The sequence below is a fragment of the Nocardia sp. KT25-26 genome, from assembly GCF_056627695.1.
Window position 1 is genome coordinate 2,648,318 of the sequence record NZ_CM152813.1, and the last position, 17,545, is coordinate 2,665,862.

Below are 17,545 nucleotides of genomic sequence, written 5' to 3' on the forward strand. Positions count from 1 at the left end.
GGTGTGTATCAGTCAATGGGTGGGCGCGTATCGTTGGCTCTGTGAGCGCAGTTTCCGCCAAGGCATCCCAGCCCGTCGAGGACGGCCGCGCAACCCGATGGCACGGCCACAAGGCCCGTCGGCGCAGCGAGATGATCGACGCCGCGATCGCGGTCATCGAGGACCACGGGGTCGAGATCTCCGTCCAGCTGATCGCCGAACGCCTCGACCTGCCGCGGCCGGTGGTCTACCGGCATGTCGGCGGCCGTGCCGAACTCGACGCCCTGGTCCGGCAGCGCATCCTGGAGATGCTGCTCGCCGAACTGCTGCCGGCCCTGCAGCCCGACGGCACCCTCAAGGATGCGGTGCGCGGTGCGATCGGCACCTATCTGCGCTGGATCGAAGCCCACCCCGACCTGCACCGGTTCCTCAGCGAGGCGCCGCAGGACAGCACCGGCGCCACCCTCGGCGGTGCCGGTGAGCGGGTCGGCGGGCAGCTCGCGGACATGTTCGCCGCCACGCTGGCCCGGTTCGGGATCGAGTCGGCGCGGGCCCGGCCGATGGCGTTCGGCATGGTCGGCCTGGTCGACGGGGTGGTGGCCAGCTGGCGGGCCGAGCGCGAGCCCGAGCTCACCGTCGACCAGGTCCAGGGCATCCTGACCGAATCGGTGCTCTCGCTGTTCGAAGGCAACGCGCGCAGCCTGGGCGTCCCCCTCGAACGCGATTCCCTCGTCGCCGATCTGATCGTCGCTCCCGATGCCGCACCGCCGCCCGCGGACCGGCCCCCGCTGGCCGGTCGATCCGGTACCGGCGCCGCCGGGTGACCGCAGATCCGGCGGGCGACGGTGACCCGGAACACCCGGCCCGTCCGGGCCCGGCACGGCGAGATCGCGGTGCGCCCGCGGCCCACCGTCTAGGCTCGACGGCATGCAGCGCATCATCGGAATCGAGGTCGAATACGGCATTTCGACCCCCACGGAGCCGACGGCCAACCCGATCCTGACCTCCACGCAGGCGGTTCTGGCCTATGCGGCGGCCGAGGGCGTGCCCCGGGCCAAGCGCACCCGCTGGGACTACGAGGTGGAATCGCCGCTGCGCGACGCCCGTGGGTTCGACCTCAGCAAGATGAACGGACCGGCGCCGGTCGTCGATGCCGACGAGGTCGGTGCCGCGAACATGATCCTGACCAACGGCGCCCGGCTCTACGTCGACCACGCCCACCCCGAGTACTCCGCCCCCGAGGTCACCGACCCGATGGACGCGGTGATCTGGGACAAGGCCGGTGAGCGGGTGATGGAGGCGGCCGCCCGGCACGCCTCGAGTGTTCCCGGCGCCCCGCGGCTGCAGCTCTACAAGAACAACGTGGACGGCAAGGGCGCCTCCTACGGCACCCACGAGAACTACCTGATGAACCGCGACACGCCGTTCAGCCAGGTGATCGCCGGGCTGACGCCGTTCTTCGTCTCCCGGCAGGTGATCTGCGGGTCCGGCCGGGTCGGCATCGGCCAGTCCGGTGACCAGGCCGGATTCCAGTTGTCCCAGCGCTCCGACTACATCGAGGTCGAAGTCGGCCTGGAGACCACGCTCAAGCGCGGCATCATCAACACCCGCGACGAACCGCACGCCGACGCCGACAAATACCGCCGGCTGCACGTGATCATCGGCGATGCCAACCTGGCCGAGATGTCGACCTATCTCAAGGTCGGCACCACCGCACTGGTGCTGGACCTGATCGAAGCCGGGGAGGACCTGTCCGAGCTGCAGCTGGCCCGGCCGGTCACGGCCGTGCACCAGATCAGCCACGATCCGACCCTGCGGGCCACCGTCGCCCTCGCCGACGGCCGGGAGCTCACCGGGCTCGCACTGCAACGGCTCTACCACGAACGGGTGGCGAAGTTCGTCGACCGGGAGGGCACCGAATCGCCGCGTACCCGCGATGTGCTGGAGAACTGGGCGATGGTGCTGGACCTGCTGGAGCGCGATCCGTTCGAATGCGCGCATCTGCTGGACTGGCCGGCGAAACTGCGTCTGCTGGAAGGCATGCGCAACCGGGAAGGCCTGGGCTGGTCGGCGCCGAAACTGCACCTGATGGACCTGCAGTACTCCGATGTGCGGCTGGACAAAGGCCTGTACAACCGCCTGGTCGCCCGCGGGTCGATGAAGCGGCTGGTCAGTGAGCAGCAGGTGCTGGATGCAATGACCAACCCGCCCACCGACACCCGGGCCTACTTCCGCGGTGAGTGCCTGCGCCGGTTCGGTGCCGACATCGCGGCCGCCAGCTGGGATTCGGTGATCTTCGACCTGGGCGGCGACTCGCTGGTGCGGATTCCCACGCTGGAACCGCGGCGCGGCACCAAATCGCATGTCGGCGAGCTGCTGGACGGCGCGAACACCGCCGCCGAGCTGGTCGACCAGCTGACGCACTGAGGAAATCGACCACCTTGTCCGACCCGCTCGGTAGGGTTGAAGGACGAGCACGAACATCGCTCACGGCCGGGACCGGTGCTCACCAGAGGGCCCCGGTCGTGTTGAGGAAGAGGAGGTCGGCTGCCATGGCACAAGAGCAGACCAAACGCGCCGGGGGCGGCGACGAGGACGAGGGCGCCGGCGGAGCCGATGCCGCGGGCCAGGAGCGCCGCGAGAAGCTGGCGGAGGACACCGACGACCTGCTCGACGAGATCGACGACGTGCTCGAGGAGAACGCGGAGGACTTCGTCCGGGCCTACGTGCAGAAAGGCGGCCAGTGACTGCAGGGGATCCGCTGCGGCTCCACGCGGGGCAAGCATTGTCCTCGTTCACCGAACAACTTCGCATCTGTGCACCGGAACTCCTGCCGGCCAACTCCTTCGCCGCGGTGGATGCCGCCGCGGCGAAGGAGCTGGCTCCGCATGGCACCACCATCGTCGCGGTCAGCTACCGCGGTGGGGTGCTGATCGCCGGTGACCGGCGCGCGACCCAGGGCAACCTGCTCGCCAGCCGGGACATGGAGAAGGTGTACATCACCGACACCTACTCGGCCGCCGGAATCGCGGGCACCGCGGGGATGGCGGTCGAGATGGTGCGGCTGTTCGCGGTGGAGCTCGAGCACTACGAGAAAATCGAAGGGGAGTCGCTGACCTTCGACGGCAAGTCCAACAAGCTGTCGAAGATGGTCCGCGACAACCTGCCCGCCGCCCTGCAGGGGCTCGCGGTGGTACCGGTCCTGGTCGGCTACGACAACCAGGCCACCGATCCGGATCGCGCCGGCCGGATCGTGTCCTACGACGTGGTCGGGGGCCGCAGTGAGGAGCGATTCGGCTATGCCGCGGTCGGTTCCGGATCGATGTTCGCCAAGTCCTCGTTGAAGAAACGGTACGAGAAGGGCATCGACGGTGATCGGGCGCTGCACATCGCGGTGGAATCGCTGTTCGACGCCGCCGACGACGATACGGCCACCGGCGGCCCCGATCTGCTGCGCGGGATCTACCCGACCGCGGTGATGATCGATGCCGACGGTGCCGAAGACGTCGGAGAGGACCGGCTCGCCGAGGTAGCCCGGGCCGTATTCGCCGATCGTGAGGCCGCCGAGGAAGGGGGTGCTGTGCTGTGACGCTGCCGTACTATGCCTCGGCCGAGCAGATCATGCGCGACAAGACCGAGCTGGCCCGTAAGGGCATCGCCCGGGGGCGCAGTGTGATCGTGCTGGTCTACGACAAGGGCGTGCTGTTCGTCGCCGAGAACCCGTCGGCGACGTTGCACAAGGTCAGCGAGCTCTACGACCGGGTCGGATTCGCCGCGGTCGGCAAGTACAACGAGTTCGAGGCGCTGCGCCGCGGCGGCATCCTGCAGGCGGACCTGAAAGGATACCAGTACGACCGCCGCGACGTCACCGGCCGTGGCCTGGCCAACCTGTACGCGCAGACCCTCGGTTCGATCTTCACCGATCAGCTCAAGCCCTACGAGGTGGAGATCTGTGTCGCCGAAGTCGGCTACCCGGAGCTGGACCCGGATGCCGTCCTCTACCGCATCAACTTCGACGGTTCCATCGTCGACGAACGCGAGTACGTCGTGATGGGCGGCACCACCGAACCGATCGTCACCGAGCTGAAGAACACCTATCAGCCGGACCTGGAACTCGGGGCCGCCGTGCAGGTCGCGGTCGGTGCGCTGCAGGCGGCGGTGCCGGAAGCGGAGCGGGACAAGCGCACGGTCGCGGTGTCGTCGCTGGAGGTGGCCACCCTGGAGCAGGCCCGGCCGCGCCGGGCCTTCCGCCGGCTCCCGTCGGCCACCCTGGCGGAGCTGCTGGCCGACCGCGCCCCGGCGGACGGCAAGGTGACCGACGTCGAGCTGCCCGACGAGCCGGACGCGAAGTAGGTTCCCGGACGAAGTGGCGACCTCGGGCCCGCCGACCACCCGGTCGGCGGGCCCGAGTCATGTGCTGCCGTGCCGGATGGGCAGCGAACGCGTTCTGCACATGGAATCGGGCGGATCGGATGCTTCCGCGGATCGGTTGCGGCGTCGAATCGTTGCCAACCCGTATGCATACCGGAGGTCCGGAGCGCCCCGCGGGCCCACGACATGGCTGTAATGTCGAAGATGTGCAGCGACGAATCATGGGGATCGAGACCGAGTTCGGTGTGACATGCACCTTCCACGGTCACCGTCGGCTGTCCCCCGACGAGGTGGCCCGGTACCTGTTCCGCCGGGTGGTGTCCTGGGGCCGCAGTTCCAACGTGTTCCTCCGCAACGGAGCCCGGTTGTACCTCGACGTGGGGTCCCATCCGGAATACGCGACCGCCGAGTGCGACAGCCTCGCCCAGCTGGTCGCGCACGACCGGGCCGGGGAGCGGGTTCTGGAGGATCTGCTGGTCGACGCCGAACAGCGGCTCGGTGAGGAAGGTATCGGCGGCGACATCTTCCTGTTCAAGAACAACACCGATTCGGCCGGCAACTCCTACGGCTGCCACGAGAACTTCCTGGTGGTCCGGGCCGGTGAGTTCTCCCGGATCTCCGATGTGCTGCTGCCCTTCCTGGTCACCCGCCAGCTGATCTGCGGCGCCGGCAAGGTCCTGCAGACCCCCAAGGCCGCGACCTTCTGCTTGTCCCAGCGAGCCGAGCACATCTGGGAAGGCGTGTCCTCGGCGACCACCCGCTCGAGGCCCATCATCAACACCCGCGACGAGCCGCACGCCGATGCCGAGAAGTACCGGCGACTGCACGTCATCGTCGGCGACTCGAACATGTCCGAGACCACCACCATGCTCAAGGTGGGCACCGCCGCCCTGGTGCTGGAGATGATCGAGGCCGGCGTCTCGTTCCGCGATTTCGCGCTCGACAACCCGATCCGGGCGATCCGCGAGGTCAGTCACGACCTCACCGGGCGCCGCCCGGTCCGGCTGGCCGGCGGCCGGCAGGCCAGCGCCCTGGAGATCCAGCGTGAATACTATGCGCGGGCGGTCGAGCATCTGCGCAACCGGGAACGCGATCCGCAGATCGACGCCGTCGTCGATCTGTGGGGCCGCACCCTCGATGCGGTCGAGGCGCAGGACTTCGCGAAGGTCGACACCGAGATCGACTGGGTGATCAAGCGCAAGCTGTTCCAGCGTTACCAGGATCGCTACGACATGGAGTTGTCCGACCCCAAGATCGCCCAGCTCGACCTCGCCTACCACGACATCAAACGCGGCCGCGGCGTCTTCGACCTGTTGCAGCGCAAGGGGCTGGCCAAACGGGTCACCGAGGACGAAACCATCGACGCCGCGGTGGACACCCCCCCGCAGACCACCCGCGCCAAGCTGCGCGGCGACTTCATCGCCGCCGCCCAGGAGGCCGGCCGCGACTTCACCGTCGACTGGGTCCACCTCAAGCTCAACGACCAGGCCCAGCGCACCGTGCTGTGCAAGGATCCGTTCCGTTCCGTGGATGAGCGAGTGGATCGTCTGATCGCGTCGATGTGACCGTGGGGTTGTGTGCCGTGTTGTGCAAGCGGTGCCGGTTGCGCTCCGTGGGTGAGCGTGTGGATCGTCTGATCGCGTCGATGTGACGGGTTGCGTCGGGTGCACAGTGCAAGCGGTGTCGATTGCGCTCGGTCGACGGGCGCGTGGATCGCCTGATCCCGTCGACATGACGGGCTGTGCGCCGTGCTGTGCAAGCGGTGCCGGTCGCGCTCCGTGGATGAGCGTGCGGATCGTCCGATCGCGTCGATGTGGCCGCGGGCGCCCAGGTTCAGTCCTCGGCCAGGTAGCGCTCCACGGTGTCGACCTTGTCGGTGAGTGCACCGGTGACGCCGGGTCGCAGGTCGCCCTTCAACACCAGGCTGCAGCGCGGTGCCACGGCCAGCACCGCGTCCGCGGCGGCCTTGACGACCGCCATCACCTCGTCCCACTCGCCCTCGACCGTGGTGAACATGGCGTCCGTGCGATTCGGCAACCCGCTGTTCCGGATGACCCGGACGGCCTCGGCAACGGCCCGGCCGACGCCGACGCCGGTGCCGAGCGGGGTGACGGAAAAGGCGACGAGCATGAGCGACCTCCTGGGATCGGCCGGCGAACGGGTCACGATGCGGTCGCTGCCGATCCTCCCCGCCGTGCGGGCGGCAGACAACCCCGCTCCGGGGCGCGAGCCCGGCGGTTCGCCCATTACCCTTGATCGGGTGGCGATATCGAAGGTCGAGCGGCTGATGAATCTGGTCATCGCATTGCTGTCGACCCGGCAGTTCCTGACCGCGGAACGGATCCGCGCCAGCGTGGCCGGATACGAGGATTCCGCGAGCGATGAAGCCTTCGGCCGGATGTTCGAGCGCGACAAGAACGAGCTCCGCGACCTGGGCATCCCGCTGGAGGTCGGTCCCGTCGGCCGGTTCTCCACCGCCGAGGGCTACCGCATCAACCGGGATGTGTACGAGCTGGCCGATATCGACCTGACCAGTGCGGAAGCCGCTGCCGTCGCGGTCGCGGTACAGATGTGGGAATCACCCGAGCTGGCCGCCGCGGCCGAGGGTGCGCTGCTGAAGCTGCGCGCGGCGGGTGTGACCGTGGAAACCGATGCGGTGGTGGCGTCGGTGCCCGCGGTACCCGCCCGCACCCGCGGTGCGGAACCGGTGCTGCGGGAACTGCTGGCCGCGATCGATGCCGGCCGCGCGGTGCGGTTCGGCCACCGCAGCGCGGTCACCGATCCCTACCGGGAGCGCGACGTCGAACCCTGGGGCGTGGTGACCCGGCACGGCCGGTGGTACCTGGTCGGGCACGATCGGCAGCGCGACGACGTGCGCACGTTCCGGCTGTCCCGGATCGGCGGCGAGGTCGCCGCCTACGGGCCCGCGAACGCGGTGCGCAAACCCGACGGCGTGGATCTGCGGGAAATCGTCGACCGGGTCACCGGCGTCGCCCCGGTGACCGGCTCGGCCACCCTGTGGGTGGCCAAGGGACGGGGCCGGGAGTTGCGCCGGATCGGCCGGGAACTGGAAGACCGGGAGATCGGTGGCCGGCCCGGCTCGGTGGTGACCGTCCCGGTGCGTTCCCGTGGCTGGCTGGCGCGCTCGATCACCGGCCACGGACCGGACGTCCTGGTACTCGAGCCCGCCGAACTGCGGGCCGAGGTGATGGCCCGGCTGCGATCGGTCGTCGACCGGGCGGATGCGGAGGTGCTGCGGTGAGCTCGCGGCTGTCGGTGCGATTGTCCCGGCTGTTGAACATGGTCCCGTACTTCATGGCCCACCCCGGGATCAGCGCTGCGGAAGCGGCGGCCGACCTCGGGGTGAGCACGAAGCAGCTGATGAGTGATCTCAACCAGCTGTGGATGTGCGGACTACCCGGATACGGTCCGGGTGATCTGATCGACCTGTCCTTCTCCGAGGAGAGCATCGAAGTCACCTTCTCCGCCGGGATCGAACGGCCGCTGCGGCTCACCTCCACTGAGGCGACCGCACTGCTGGTCGCGTTGCGTTCGATCGTGGAGATGCCCGGCATGGTCGACCCCAGCGCCGCTCACGCCGCGATCGCCAAGATCGAGGCCGCGATCTCTCCGTCGCCGGCGGCGCCTGCCGAGGCTCCGCCGGAGGAACCCGCGGTCGCCGAAGTCCGGGCCGCGGTCGCCGGGCAGCGGGCGCTGCGGCTGGTGTACTACTCGGCCGCCCGTGACGAGGTGTCCGAACGGACGGTCGACCCGATCCGCATCCTGCTGGTGGACAACAACAGCTACCTGCAGGCCTGGTGCCGCCAGGCCGAAGGGGTCCGGATGTTCCGGTTCGACCGCATCGAAGCCGCCTCCGCGCTGACCGAACCGGCCCGCCCGCCCAGCCACGCCGAAACCGAGGCCGCCGCCGCTCTCGACCTGTTCCAGGACGACCCGGCCGTCCCGCTGGCCGAACTGCGGATCCGGGCCGACCACAGCTGGGTACTGGATCAGTATCCGATGCATCGGGTCGAAGCCCAGCCGGACGGCAGCCTCACCGCCACCATGCGGTTCGCCTCGGTCGACTGGCTGGCCCGGCTGCTGCTCGGCTTCGGATCGGGCGTGACCGTTCTCGGCCCGCCCGACCTGGTCGCCGCGGTGCGGGACCGGTCCGACGCCGCTCTCGCCGCCTATGCCGCGGCCGGTCTGGCGTGACCTCGGAACCGCCGGTCCGGGAGCCGGCCGCGGAGCGGGTGCTGGTCCTGGGGGCCGGCAGTATCGGTGCCTATGTGGGCGGACGGCTGGCCGCCGCGGGTGCCGACGTCACCTTCGTCGGTCGTCGGCGGATGCTCGACGAACTCGCCGAGAACGGGCTCACCCTCACCGATCTGACCGGGGCGACGCTGACGGTGCCGCCGGAGCGGTTCGGTCTCGCCCTCGACGCGGGCTACGCCGAACCGCCGGACCTCGTCCTGGTGGCGGTGAAATCGGCCGACACCGCGGCGATACTACGGTCGGCGGCCGGCCTGTTGCCGGCCGGGACACCGGTGCTGAGCCTGCAGAACGGCATCGGCAACGACACCGTGATCCGGGACTGTGCGCCCACGGTGGTGGCACTGCCGGCGATGGTGATGTTCAACGTGGTGCATCGTGGCTCCGGCCGGTTCCACCAGGGCAGCGCCGGGATGCTGGCCGCCCAGGACGATCCGGCCCTGACACCGTGGCTGCCGCGGTTCGCGACGGCGGGGCTGCCGCTGCGCCGATTCCGGGATCTGCGTCCGGTGCAGTGGGGGAAACTGCTGCTCAATCTCAACAACCCGATCAACGCGCTGTCCGGATTGCCGCTGGCCGACCAGCTCGCCCGCCGCGACTTCCGCCGGGCGCTCGCGCTCGCGCAGGGTGAAGCTCTCGCCGTGATGAACACTGCACGAATTCACCCGGCGCGGCTGACGCCACTGCCACCCGCGGTGATGGTGCGGTTGCTGGGTGTGCCGGATCCGGTGTTCCGCCGGGTGTTCGGGCGGGTCCTCGCCGTGGACCCGCATGCCAGGTCGTCGATGGCCGATGATCTGGACCGCGGCCGCCGAACCGAAATTGCCTGGTTGTCGGGTGAAATCGTGCGGCTCGGGGAATTGGCCGGCCGGGCTGCGCCGGTGAACGGGCGCCTCGTCGAGCTGATCACGACGGCCGAAGCGGGCGGTCGCCGGCACTTCACCGGACCCGAGCTGCTGACCGCACTGCGGGCCGTCGGCCCGGCGTCGATCGGTTAACACCGGGCGAACCGGTCGGCGCATGCAGTGTGCGGGTTGCCGCGGCAGGTAGCATCGAATGGACCACGGTTTTGGGAGGTAAAGGATGGGAACGTTCAGCTGGTCACACCTGCTGATCATCGCGGTGCTGTTCGTGCTGTTCTTCGGCGCCAAGCGGCTGCCGGACGCGGCCCGCGGGCTCGGGCGTTCGCTGCGGATCTTCAAGAGTGAAGTCAACCAGATGCAGTCCGAGTCCGAGACGGCCAAGCCGCAGCAGCCGGAATCGGCCGCGCCGCAGCAGCTGCCCGCTGCGAATGTCTCGGCGCAGGCCGCCGAGGTGCCGCTGGACAAGAAGACGGTCTGAACCGTCTTCACCTCGCCGGAGTGGGAGCAGCCCGCTCCGGCGTGTAGTGCTGTAGTCCACGCGAATACTCCCAGGGCCAGGACAAACCACCATGCGCATCCCGTTCGATCCGCGGCGCAGTAAGCGGCGCACCAATCCCGACGGCACCATGTCGTTGGTCGAGCATCTGCAGGAGTTGCGCACTCGGCTGCTGCTTGCGCTCGCTGCGATCGCGGTGACGACGATCCTGGGTTTCGTCTGGTACGCCCAGTCGATCCTCGGTATCGAGAGCCTCGGCGAGATCCTGCGCGGACCGTACTGTGCCCTGCCGGACTCCACTCGCGCCGCCATCTCCCCGGACGGATCGTGCCGGTTGTTGGCCACCGGACCGTTCGAGCAGTTCATGCTCCGGCTGAAGGTGGGCTTCACCGCCGGTGTGGTGCTGGCGGCCCCGTTCTGGCTCTATCAGCTGTGGGCGTTCATCACTCCCGGCCTGTACCAGAAGGAGCGCCGGTACGCCTACAGCTTCGTGGGTGCCGGGTCGGTGCTGTTCGTCCTCGGCGCCGTGCTCGCCTACGTGGTCGTCGCGCACGCCCTGTCGTTCCTGCTCAGCATCGGCGACAACGTGCAGATCACCGCGCTGAGCGGGTCGGAGTACTTCGGGTTCATCATCCAGCTGCTGATCATCTTCGGCGTCAGCTTCGAGACGCCGCTGGTGATCGTCGGACTGAACCAGGTGGGTGTGCTGCCGTACGACAAGCTGAAGCGGTGGCGGCGGGGCATCATCTTCGCGCTGTTCTGCTTCGCCGCGGTGGTCACTCCGCAGGACCCGTTTTCGATGCTGGCGCTGGCCTGTGCCCTGACGGTGCTGTTCGAGGTGGCGGTGCAGATCGCCCGGATCAGCGACCGGCGCAAGGCCCGCCGTGCCGCCGACGGCGCCTGGGCCGACGACGAGGCCTCCGACCTCGCTGCACCCGAACCGGTGGGTCGCGCCGAGCCGATCGCCGGCGACGAGAAAACCGGGCGGCCGGTGTCGGACTACTCCGATACGCTCTGACGAGTGACCGATTCCCCCGCGCGGATCAGTGAGCTGACGCATTTCGCCGCCGAGCTCGACTTCGATCTCGACCCGTTCCAGCGCACCGCCTGCACCGCCCTCGAAGACGGCCACAGCGTGCTGGTGTGCGCGCCCACCGGGGCGGGGAAGACCGTGGTCGGTGAGTTCGCGGTGCACATGGCGCTGGCCTCCGGCGGCAAATGCTTCTACACCGCGCCGATCAAGGCGCTGTCGAACCAGAAGTTCGCGGACCTGACCGAGCGGTACGGCCGGGACCGGGTCGGGCTGCTCACCGGCGATCAGTCGATCAATCCGGAAGCGCCGGTCGTCGTGATGACCACCGAGGTGTTGCGCAATATGCTCTACGCCTCCTCGGACGCCTTGCGCGGCCTGTCCTATGTGGTGATGGACGAGGTGCATTTCCTGGCCGACCGGTTCCGCGGCGCCGTCTGGGAGGAAGTGATCCTGCATCTGCCGCCCGATGTGCGGCTGGTGAGCCTGTCGGCGACGGTGTCCAACGCCGAGGAATTCGGTGCCTGGATGGAGACGGTGCGCGGCGACACCGCCGTCGTGGTGGACGAGACCCGGCCGGTGCCGCTGTGGCAGCACGTCATGGTCGGCAAGCGGATGTTCGACCTGTTCGACACCAAATCGTCGCAGCAGAAGGTGGTTGTCGACGAGGACCTGGTCCGGTTCATCCGGCAGCGCGAGGCCGCCGACCGGATGCACGGCTACGGGGGGCCGCGCGGCCGCGGCGGCCGGGGTGGCCGCAGCGGTTTCCGGCCGCTGCCCCGGCCGGAGGTGCTCGCCCGGCTGGACTCCGAGGGCCTGCTGCCGGCGATCACCTTCATCTTTAGCCGTGCCGGGTGCGACGGCGCCCTGGCCCAGTGCGTGCGGTCCCGGCTGGATCTGGGCCGGCCCGAGGACGCCGCCGAGGTCGACGCGATCATCGACCGGCACACCGGTGATCTGCCCCGCGGCGATCTGGAGGTGCTCGGCTACTGGGAGTGGCGGGAGGCCCTGCACCGCGGCCTGGCTGCGCACCATGCCGGCATGTTGCCCGCGTTCCGGCACACCGTCGAGGAACTCTTCGTCCGGGGTCTGGTGCGCGCGGTCTTCGCCACCGAGACCCTCGCGCTGGGCATCAACATGCCGGCCCGGACGGTGGTGCTGGAACGGCTGGTGAAGTTCAACGGCGAATCGCACGCCGAGCTGACGCCGGGCGAGTACACCCAGCTGACCGGCCGGGCCGGCCGCCGGGGCATCGACGTGGAAGGCCACGCGGTGGTGCTCTGGCAACCCGAGGTGGACACCAGTGCGGTGGCCGGGCTCGCCTCCACCCGGACCTTCCCGCTGCGCAGCTCGTTCCGGCCCGGGTACAACATGTCGATCAACCTGATCGACCGGATGGGCGCCGCCGAGGCCCGGGAACTGCTGGAACGATCGTTCGCGCAGTTCCAGGCGGACCGCTCGGTGGTGGGCCTGGTACGGGGTATCGAACGCAACGAGGCAGCCCTGCGCAAGCTGGAGAGCCGGCTCGGCGGCGCCGGCAGCGAATTCCTGGAGTACCTGTCCCTGCGCGACCGGATCAAACAGCGGGAACGCAAACTGCAGCAGCAGGGCCGGGCCGACCGCCGGGGCGCGGCCGTGCAATCGCTGACCGCACTGCGGCGCGGTGACGTGGTGGCTATTCCGTCCGGCCGCCGCGCCGGGTTGGCGGTGATCCTGGAACCGGACGCCACGCCGGGCGACCCCCGGCCGCTGGTGCTCACCGAAGACAAGTGGGCCGGCCGGGTGTCGGCGGCGGACTTCCCCGTGCCCGCGGAGTCGCTGGGCCGGATGCGGCTGCCCAAACGCGTCGACCACCGCACCGCCCGCACCCGCCGGGATCTGGCCTCGGCGCTGCGCAGCACCGGTATCGCGGCGCCCGGCCGCCGGCATCGCAACGACCGGGTCCGCGGCGGCGAGGACCACGAACTCGCCGCGCTGCGCCGCACGCTGCGCAATCATCCGGCCCATACCCGGCCGGACCGGGAACAGCTCAGCCGGATCGGGGAGCGGTATCAGCGGTTGCAGCGGGACACCGAGTCGATGCGCCACAAGGTTGCCGCCACCACCAACTCCCTCGCCCGCACCTTCGACCGGATCGTGGGCCTGCTGGCCGAACGCGGATTCGTCGACGACGGCGAGGTGACCGCGGACGGGCGCCGGCTGGCCCGGATCTACGCCGAAAGCGATCTGGTGGTGGCCGAATGCCTCCGGCAGGGACTGTGGCGCGGACTCGGCCCCGCCGAACTGGCCGCCGTGGTGTCGACACTGGTCTACGAGTCCCGGCAGGACACCTCGTTCGTCGGGGTCACCGGTCCGACGCCGCCGATCCGGCGCGCGCTCGCCGCAACCCTCGGCGTATGGTCGACGCTGCGCGAGGACGAGGCTCGGCACCGTCTGCCGCCGACCCGGGAACCCGACCCCGGGTTCGTGGACGCGGTGTACAAATGGGCCCGCGGTGACGGGTTGGCCGAGTCGTTGCTGGCCGGTGGTGAGCACGGTGCGCCGCTACCTGCGGGCGACTTCGTCCGGTGGTGCCGGCAGGTGATCGACCTGCTGGACCAGGTACACGGCACCGCGGACGACCCCGAGGTGGCCGAAGCGGCGGCCAAGGCGGTCCGGGCCGTACGCCGGGGTGTCGTCGCGGTCGACGCTGCCTGACGTCGGGCAGGTGTGATTTGATTTCCTTCGCGTACCGACCGTGCCTGGCGCGGGGGGCTACCGTGTGAACGACAATGCGAGTGGAGGCAACTGGATGAGCGGCCCGTACGGACCGAACGGCCCCGGGGAGGGAAACAACGATCCCACCCAGCACTGGGGCAATCCGCCCGCGCCCGGTGGCGCGGACGCGACCCAGCACTGGGGTGGCCAGGTGCCGCAGCCGCCGCAGCCTGCCCAGCCGACCCAGCAGTGGGGTGAACAGCAGGTCCCGCAGCCGCCGCAGCAGCAGTGGGGCCAGCCGCAGCCGACCGGCCCGCAGCAGCAGTGGGGTCAGCAGCCGCCCGCCGCGCCGCAGCCGACCGCGCCCCACCAGCAGTGGGGGCAGACCCAGCCGCCGCCCCAGGACTGGAACGCCCAGGCGGCGCAGGCCCAGCAGCAGTGGGGCCAGCAGCCCGGCCAGGGTCAGCCGCAGCAGTGGGGTCAGCAGCCGCAGCAGCCCGGTCAGCCGCAGCAGCAGTGGGGTGAGGTGCCGGCCCTCGGTCAGCAGCCCGCCGGGGGCGCCAAGAAGGGCAAGGGCCTGCTGATCGGGCTGATCGCGGTCGGCGTCGTCGTGGTCGCCGGCGTGGTCGCGCTGATCCTGTTCCTGACCACATCCGACGAACTGGATGCCGGTGCGGTGCAGCAGGGTGTGCAGCAGGTGCTGCAGGACTCCTACGGCATCGAGGACGTCGCCGACGTGTCCTGCCCGTCCGGCCAGCAGGTCGAGGTGGACCACACCTTCACCTGTGACCTGTTGGTCAGCGGCGAGGAGAAGCAGGTCACCATCAAGGTCACCAAGGACGACGGTACCTACGAGGTCGGCCGCCCCAGCTGATCGCACTCCGGTAGCCCCGCGGCCGCGCCCCGAATCGAAAACCGGGGCGCGGCCAGGGAGGGCTCGAAGCGCGTCCGCCACCGTCGGGCGGTCTCGGCGGTGTGCCCGTCGGCGCGATATCAGTCACTGCGGGGTGCTGCCAGCGCCTTGGTGAGCCGGGTGACCGGGCTTTCGGCGTTGTACTGCTCGGCGAGCGCAGCGAGCCGGTCGGGGTCGGCCGGGGACTCCGGCAGCAGATCCGGCCGGGACAGCTGCACATCTGCGTCGCGGACCACCTGCACGACGGGTGCCGCCGCGGTCAGGTAGTCGCGGGCGGCCGCCAGCTTCGCGCGCACTCCCTTGGCGAGGTCGGCTGCCGGGTCGTCGACGGCGGCCATCAGTGCGGTGAGGGAACCGAACCGGGAGATCAGCTGGGCGGCGGACTTGTCGCCGATCCCGGCCACGCCGGGCAGCCCGTCCGACGCGTCCCCGCGCAGCGTCGCCATATCGGCGTACGCCGGTCCCGCGGCCACCACCGGCACCCCGTACTTCGCCGCGACCTCTGCCGGACCGAACAGCTCCGCCTTGGCCAGGCCCCGGCCGGCGTACAACACCCGTACCGGTGGCGCGGGATCGTCGCGGACCAGCTGCAGCAGGTCGCGGTCGCCGCTCACCACGATGGTCTCGTCGATGCGTTCGGTGCTCGCCAGGGTGCCCAGCACATCGTCGGCCTCCAGGCCGTCGGCGCCACCGGTGGCGATTCCGGCCGCGTCGAGGACCTCGAGGATCATCGGCACCTGCGGGGTGAGGGTATCGGGCACCTGTTCGCTGCCGGGCGCGGCGCCCGCCGCGGTATCCAGCCGGTGTTGTTTGTAGGAGGGAACCAGGTCGACGCGGAACTGCGGCCGCCAGTTCAGGTCCAGGGCGACCACCAGCCGATCCGGCCCGAAGCGGGTGATCAGCGAGGCCACCATATCGGTGAAGCCGCGCACCGCATTGACCGAGCGGCCGTCCGGCGCGCGCAGTTTGTCGGGGATGGCGTAGTAGGCCCGGAACCAGAGACTCGCACCGTCGAGCAACAGCAGTGGCCGGTGCCCGGTTCCGGTGCGAACGGTCCGTCCGGCTGCCTCCGTGGTTCGCTCGTTCATGCGGCGAATCCTCCCACGCCTGCCGGTGCCGCGCCGCAACGACCGGTACGCTCGCGAACTATGAGCGCGCACACGGAATCCAGGTTCGCGGCGAACGTGTACGGTGACCGGCTCGAGCGGGCGGTGGAGCTGTTGCGTGCCGCGCATCTCGACGCACTGCTGATCACCCCGGGCCCGGATCTGCGTTTTCTGATCGGTTCGGCGGCACAATCGTTCGAGCGGCTGACCTGCCTGATCGTCCCGGCGGACGGTGCCACACCGTCGGTGGTGATCCCCAAACTGGAGCTCGCCGCGCTGGCCGATTCCGCGGTATCCGAACTCGGCCTGGAGGTCGTGGACTGGGTCGACGGTGTCGACCCGTACGGTCTGGTCACCGCCCGGCTGCACGCCGGTTCCCGGGTGGCTGTCGCGGATGCCATGCCCGCACTGCACCTGCTGCCGCTGGCGAGTTCGTTCGGCGCACTGCCGGTATCTGCGACCCCGGTGCTGCGGCGGCTCCGGATGGTCAAGGACGAGGCCGAGATCGCGGCGCTGCGCCGGGCGGGCGCTGCCATCGACCGGGTGCACGCCCGGATGGGCGAATGGCTGCGCCCCGGCCGCACCGAGGCCGAGGTGCACGCCGACATCTCCGCTGCGATCGTCGAGGAAGGCCACACCGAGGCCGCATTCGTCATCGTCGGCAGCGGTCCGCACGGCGCCGACCCGCATCACGAATTCTCCGACCGGGTGCTGGAGCAGGGCGATGTGGTGGTGATCGATATCGGTGGGCCGGTGGCGCCGGGCTACTACTCCGACTGCACCCGGACCTATGTACTCGGTGCCCCGGCCCGGCAGGTGACCGACCGTTTCGCGGTGCTGGAGGCCGCACAGGCAGCGGCCGTCGCCGCGGTGCGTCCGGGTGCCACCGCCGCGGATATCGACGCGGCGGCGCGCACGCCGCTGGCGGAGGCCGGCCTCGGCGAGGCCTTCGTACATCGCACCGGACACGGTATCGGGCTGTCCGTCCACGAGGAGCCCTACATCATGGCGGGCAACGATCTGCCCCTGGAAGCCGGAATGGCCTTCAGCGTGGAACCGGGCATCTACTTCCCCGGGCAGTGGGGTGCCAGGATCGAGGACATCGTCGTGGTGACCGAGGACGGCGCCGAAGCGATGAACAAGCGCCCGCACGGGCTGACCGTGTTGTGACACGGGTGCCGGGCGGACACAGCGGCACCGCGGTGGCATGCTGGGGAGCATGGCGATCGTAGTGCGCCCGGCCACGGTGTTCGACGATGTCGCGGCCGTGGTGGGGCCGAAGAATCCCGGCTCGAATGTCTGCTTCTGCCTGACCTACCGGCTCACCTCGTCGAAGGAGAACCAGGCTCTGCGCGGTCCGGAGCGCGGTGCGCGGATGCGGGAATGGTGTGCCGCCGACCCGCCGCCGGGTGTGCTGGCCTATCGGGACGACGGTGTGGTCGTGGGCTGGGCCGCCGTGCATCCGCGGGCCGACACCTCCTTCGCCGGCAACCGCCGGATCCCGCACGTCGACGACGCGGCGGTGTGGTCGGTGTGGTGCCTGCGGGTGCGGCCCGGGCACCGCAAACAGGGCATCGCGCACCAGTTGCTGGCCGGTGCGGTCGACTTCGCTCGCTCCTGCGGTGCCCCAGCGATCGAGGGATATCCGGTGGACAACCGGGGTGCGAAGGTCGATCTCACCATGGCCTATGTGGGGACCCGCGGACTCTTCGAAGCGGCCGGATTCCGGAAGGCCGCCGACACCACCTCCGTGCTGAACGGCTTTCCCCGGATCCTGATGCGTCGGCAGTTACTCTGACGACCGATCCGGTCGGCCCG

Annotated in this window: 17 protein-coding genes; 15 read left to right on the forward strand and 2 right to left on the reverse strand. The window is 69.9% G+C overall.

What is annotated here, in order from left to right; all coding sequences use genetic code 11:
* Positions 1–41 precede the first annotated feature (41 nt).
* The 6 genes from AC1HFH_RS12010 (at position 42) to pafA (ending at position 5,915) form a co-directional block, all read left to right on the forward strand.
* On the forward strand, positions 42–803 hold the full coding sequence (locus AC1HFH_RS12010) for a TetR/AcrR family transcriptional regulator (RefSeq protein ID WP_480247522.1): 762 nt from the start codon (positions 42–44) through the stop codon (positions 801–803).
* Between the two features lie 103 nt (positions 804–906).
* The gene (gene dop / locus AC1HFH_RS12015) at positions 907–2,406 is read left to right on the forward strand and encodes a depupylase/deamidase Dop (protein ID WP_480247523.1); all 1,500 of its coding nucleotides are present in this window, start codon (positions 907–909) and stop codon (positions 2,404–2,406) included.
* Positions 2,407–2,531: 125 nt separating this feature from the next.
* On the forward strand, positions 2,532–2,726 hold the full coding sequence (locus tag AC1HFH_RS12020; RefSeq protein WP_480247524.1) for a ubiquitin-like protein Pup: 195 nt from the start codon (positions 2,532–2,534) through the stop codon (positions 2,724–2,726).
* Positions 2,723–3,568 carry a proteasome subunit beta gene (prcB, locus tag AC1HFH_RS12025; protein WP_480247525.1) on the forward strand — a complete coding sequence of 282 codons (846 nt, stop codon included), beginning with the start codon at positions 2,723–2,725 and terminating at the stop codon, positions 3,566–3,568. Before AC1HFH_RS12020 ends, prcB begins: the two co-directional genes overlap by 4 nt.
* Positions 3,565–4,332 (forward strand): proteasome subunit alpha, encoded by a 768-nt coding sequence (prcA, locus tag AC1HFH_RS12030; RefSeq protein WP_480247526.1) that lies wholly within the window; start codon positions 3,565–3,567, stop codon positions 4,330–4,332. The genes prcB and prcA overlap by 4 nt, the downstream gene beginning before the upstream one ends.
* A 224-nt stretch (positions 4,333–4,556) precedes the next feature.
* The gene (gene pafA / locus AC1HFH_RS12035; RefSeq protein ID WP_480247527.1) at positions 4,557–5,915 is read left to right on the forward strand and encodes a Pup--protein ligase; all 1,359 of its coding nucleotides are present in this window, start codon (positions 4,557–4,559) and stop codon (positions 5,913–5,915) included.
* 268 nt (positions 5,916–6,183) lie between these two features.
* Here pafA and AC1HFH_RS12040 read toward each other — a convergent pair whose 3' ends face one another.
* A complete protein-coding gene (locus AC1HFH_RS12040) occupies positions 6,184–6,480 on the reverse strand; it encodes an MTH1187 family thiamine-binding protein (RefSeq protein ID WP_480247528.1) in 297 nt (98 codons plus the stop codon).
* Positions 6,481–6,610: 130 nt separating this feature from the next.
* On the opposite strand from AC1HFH_RS12040, the gene AC1HFH_RS12045 reads away from it, so the two are divergent.
* The 7 genes from AC1HFH_RS12045 to AC1HFH_RS12075 all read left to right on the forward strand — a co-directional run bounded on the left by AC1HFH_RS12045 (position 6,611) and on the right by AC1HFH_RS12075 (position 14,582).
* Positions 6,611–7,612 carry a helix-turn-helix transcriptional regulator gene (locus tag AC1HFH_RS12045; RefSeq protein WP_480247529.1) on the forward strand — a complete coding sequence of 334 codons (1,002 nt, stop codon included), beginning with the start codon at positions 6,611–6,613 and terminating at the stop codon, positions 7,610–7,612.
* A complete protein-coding gene (locus AC1HFH_RS12050; protein ID WP_480247530.1) occupies positions 7,609–8,565 on the forward strand; it encodes a helix-turn-helix transcriptional regulator in 957 nt (318 codons plus the stop codon). Before AC1HFH_RS12045 ends, AC1HFH_RS12050 begins: the two co-directional genes overlap by 4 nt.
* Positions 8,562–9,620 carry a 2-dehydropantoate 2-reductase gene (locus AC1HFH_RS12055; protein ID WP_480247531.1) on the forward strand — a complete coding sequence of 353 codons (1,059 nt, stop codon included), beginning with the start codon at positions 8,562–8,564 and terminating at the stop codon, positions 9,618–9,620. The genes AC1HFH_RS12050 and AC1HFH_RS12055 overlap by 4 nt, the downstream gene beginning before the upstream one ends.
* 85 nt (positions 9,621–9,705) lie before the next feature.
* Positions 9,706–9,963: a Sec-independent protein translocase subunit TatA gene (tatA, locus tag AC1HFH_RS12060; RefSeq protein ID WP_480247532.1), complete on the forward strand. Its 258-nt coding sequence runs from the start codon at positions 9,706–9,708 to the stop codon at positions 9,961–9,963.
* A gap of 91 nt (positions 9,964–10,054) precedes the next feature.
* On the forward strand, positions 10,055–10,999 hold the full coding sequence (gene tatC, locus AC1HFH_RS12065; RefSeq protein WP_480247533.1) for a twin-arginine translocase subunit TatC: 945 nt from the start codon (positions 10,055–10,057) through the stop codon (positions 10,997–10,999).
* Between the two features lie 3 nt (positions 11,000–11,002).
* The gene (locus tag AC1HFH_RS12070; RefSeq protein WP_480247534.1) at positions 11,003–13,708 is read left to right on the forward strand and encodes a DEAD/DEAH box helicase; all 2,706 of its coding nucleotides are present in this window, start codon (positions 11,003–11,005) and stop codon (positions 13,706–13,708) included.
* A 94-nt stretch (positions 13,709–13,802) separates the two neighbouring features.
* Positions 13,803–14,582, forward strand: coding sequence for a DUF4333 domain-containing protein (locus AC1HFH_RS12075; protein WP_480247535.1), 780 nt, complete (start codon positions 13,803–13,805; stop codon positions 14,580–14,582).
* A gap of 119 nt (positions 14,583–14,701) precedes the next feature.
* Here the strand turns inward: AC1HFH_RS12075 and AC1HFH_RS12080 are convergent, their stop codons facing one another.
* Entirely contained in the window at positions 14,702–15,709 is a 1,008-nt protein-coding gene (locus AC1HFH_RS12080) for a 5'-3' exonuclease (protein WP_480247536.1), read from the reverse strand.
* Between the two features lie 60 nt (positions 15,710–15,769).
* Between AC1HFH_RS12080 and AC1HFH_RS12085 the strand changes: the two genes are divergently transcribed.
* Together AC1HFH_RS12085 and AC1HFH_RS12090 are read left to right on the forward strand one after the other, a co-directional pair.
* Positions 15,770–16,897: a M24 family metallopeptidase gene (locus tag AC1HFH_RS12085; RefSeq protein ID WP_480247537.1), complete on the forward strand. Its 1,128-nt coding sequence runs from the start codon at positions 15,770–15,772 to the stop codon at positions 16,895–16,897.
* Positions 16,898–16,946: 49 nt separating this feature from the next.
* Entirely contained in the window at positions 16,947–17,525 is a 579-nt protein-coding gene (locus tag AC1HFH_RS12090) for an N-acetyltransferase family protein (protein WP_480247538.1), read from the forward strand.
* Positions 17,526–17,545: the final 20 nt, after the last annotated feature.

Bases quoted from the DNA above. Each gene is read 5' to 3' on its own strand.
- dop (WP_480247523.1), top strand. From the start codon at position 907: ATGCAGCGCATCATCGGAATCGAGGTCGAATACGGCATTTCGACCCCC.
- AC1HFH_RS12020 (WP_480247524.1), top strand. From the start codon at position 2,532: ATGGCACAAGAGCAGACCAAACGCGCCGGGGGCGGCGACGAGGACGAG.
- AC1HFH_RS12040 (WP_480247528.1), bottom strand. From the start codon at position 6,480: ATGCTCGTCGCCTTTTCCGTCACCCCGCTCGGCACCGGCGTCGGCGTC.
- tatA (WP_480247532.1), top strand. From the start codon at position 9,706: ATGGGAACGTTCAGCTGGTCACACCTGCTGATCATCGCGGTGCTGTTC.
- tatC (WP_480247533.1), top strand. From the start codon at position 10,055: ATGCGCATCCCGTTCGATCCGCGGCGCAGTAAGCGGCGCACCAATCCC.
- AC1HFH_RS12075 (WP_480247535.1), top strand. From the start codon at position 13,803: ATGAGCGGCCCGTACGGACCGAACGGCCCCGGGGAGGGAAACAACGAT.
- AC1HFH_RS12080 (WP_480247536.1), bottom strand. From the start codon at position 15,709: ATGAACGAGCGAACCACGGAGGCAGCCGGACGGACCGTTCGCACCGGA.
- AC1HFH_RS12085 (WP_480247537.1), top strand. From the start codon at position 15,770: ATGAGCGCGCACACGGAATCCAGGTTCGCGGCGAACGTGTACGGTGAC.
- AC1HFH_RS12090 (WP_480247538.1), top strand. From the start codon at position 16,947: ATGGCGATCGTAGTGCGCCCGGCCACGGTGTTCGACGATGTCGCGGCC.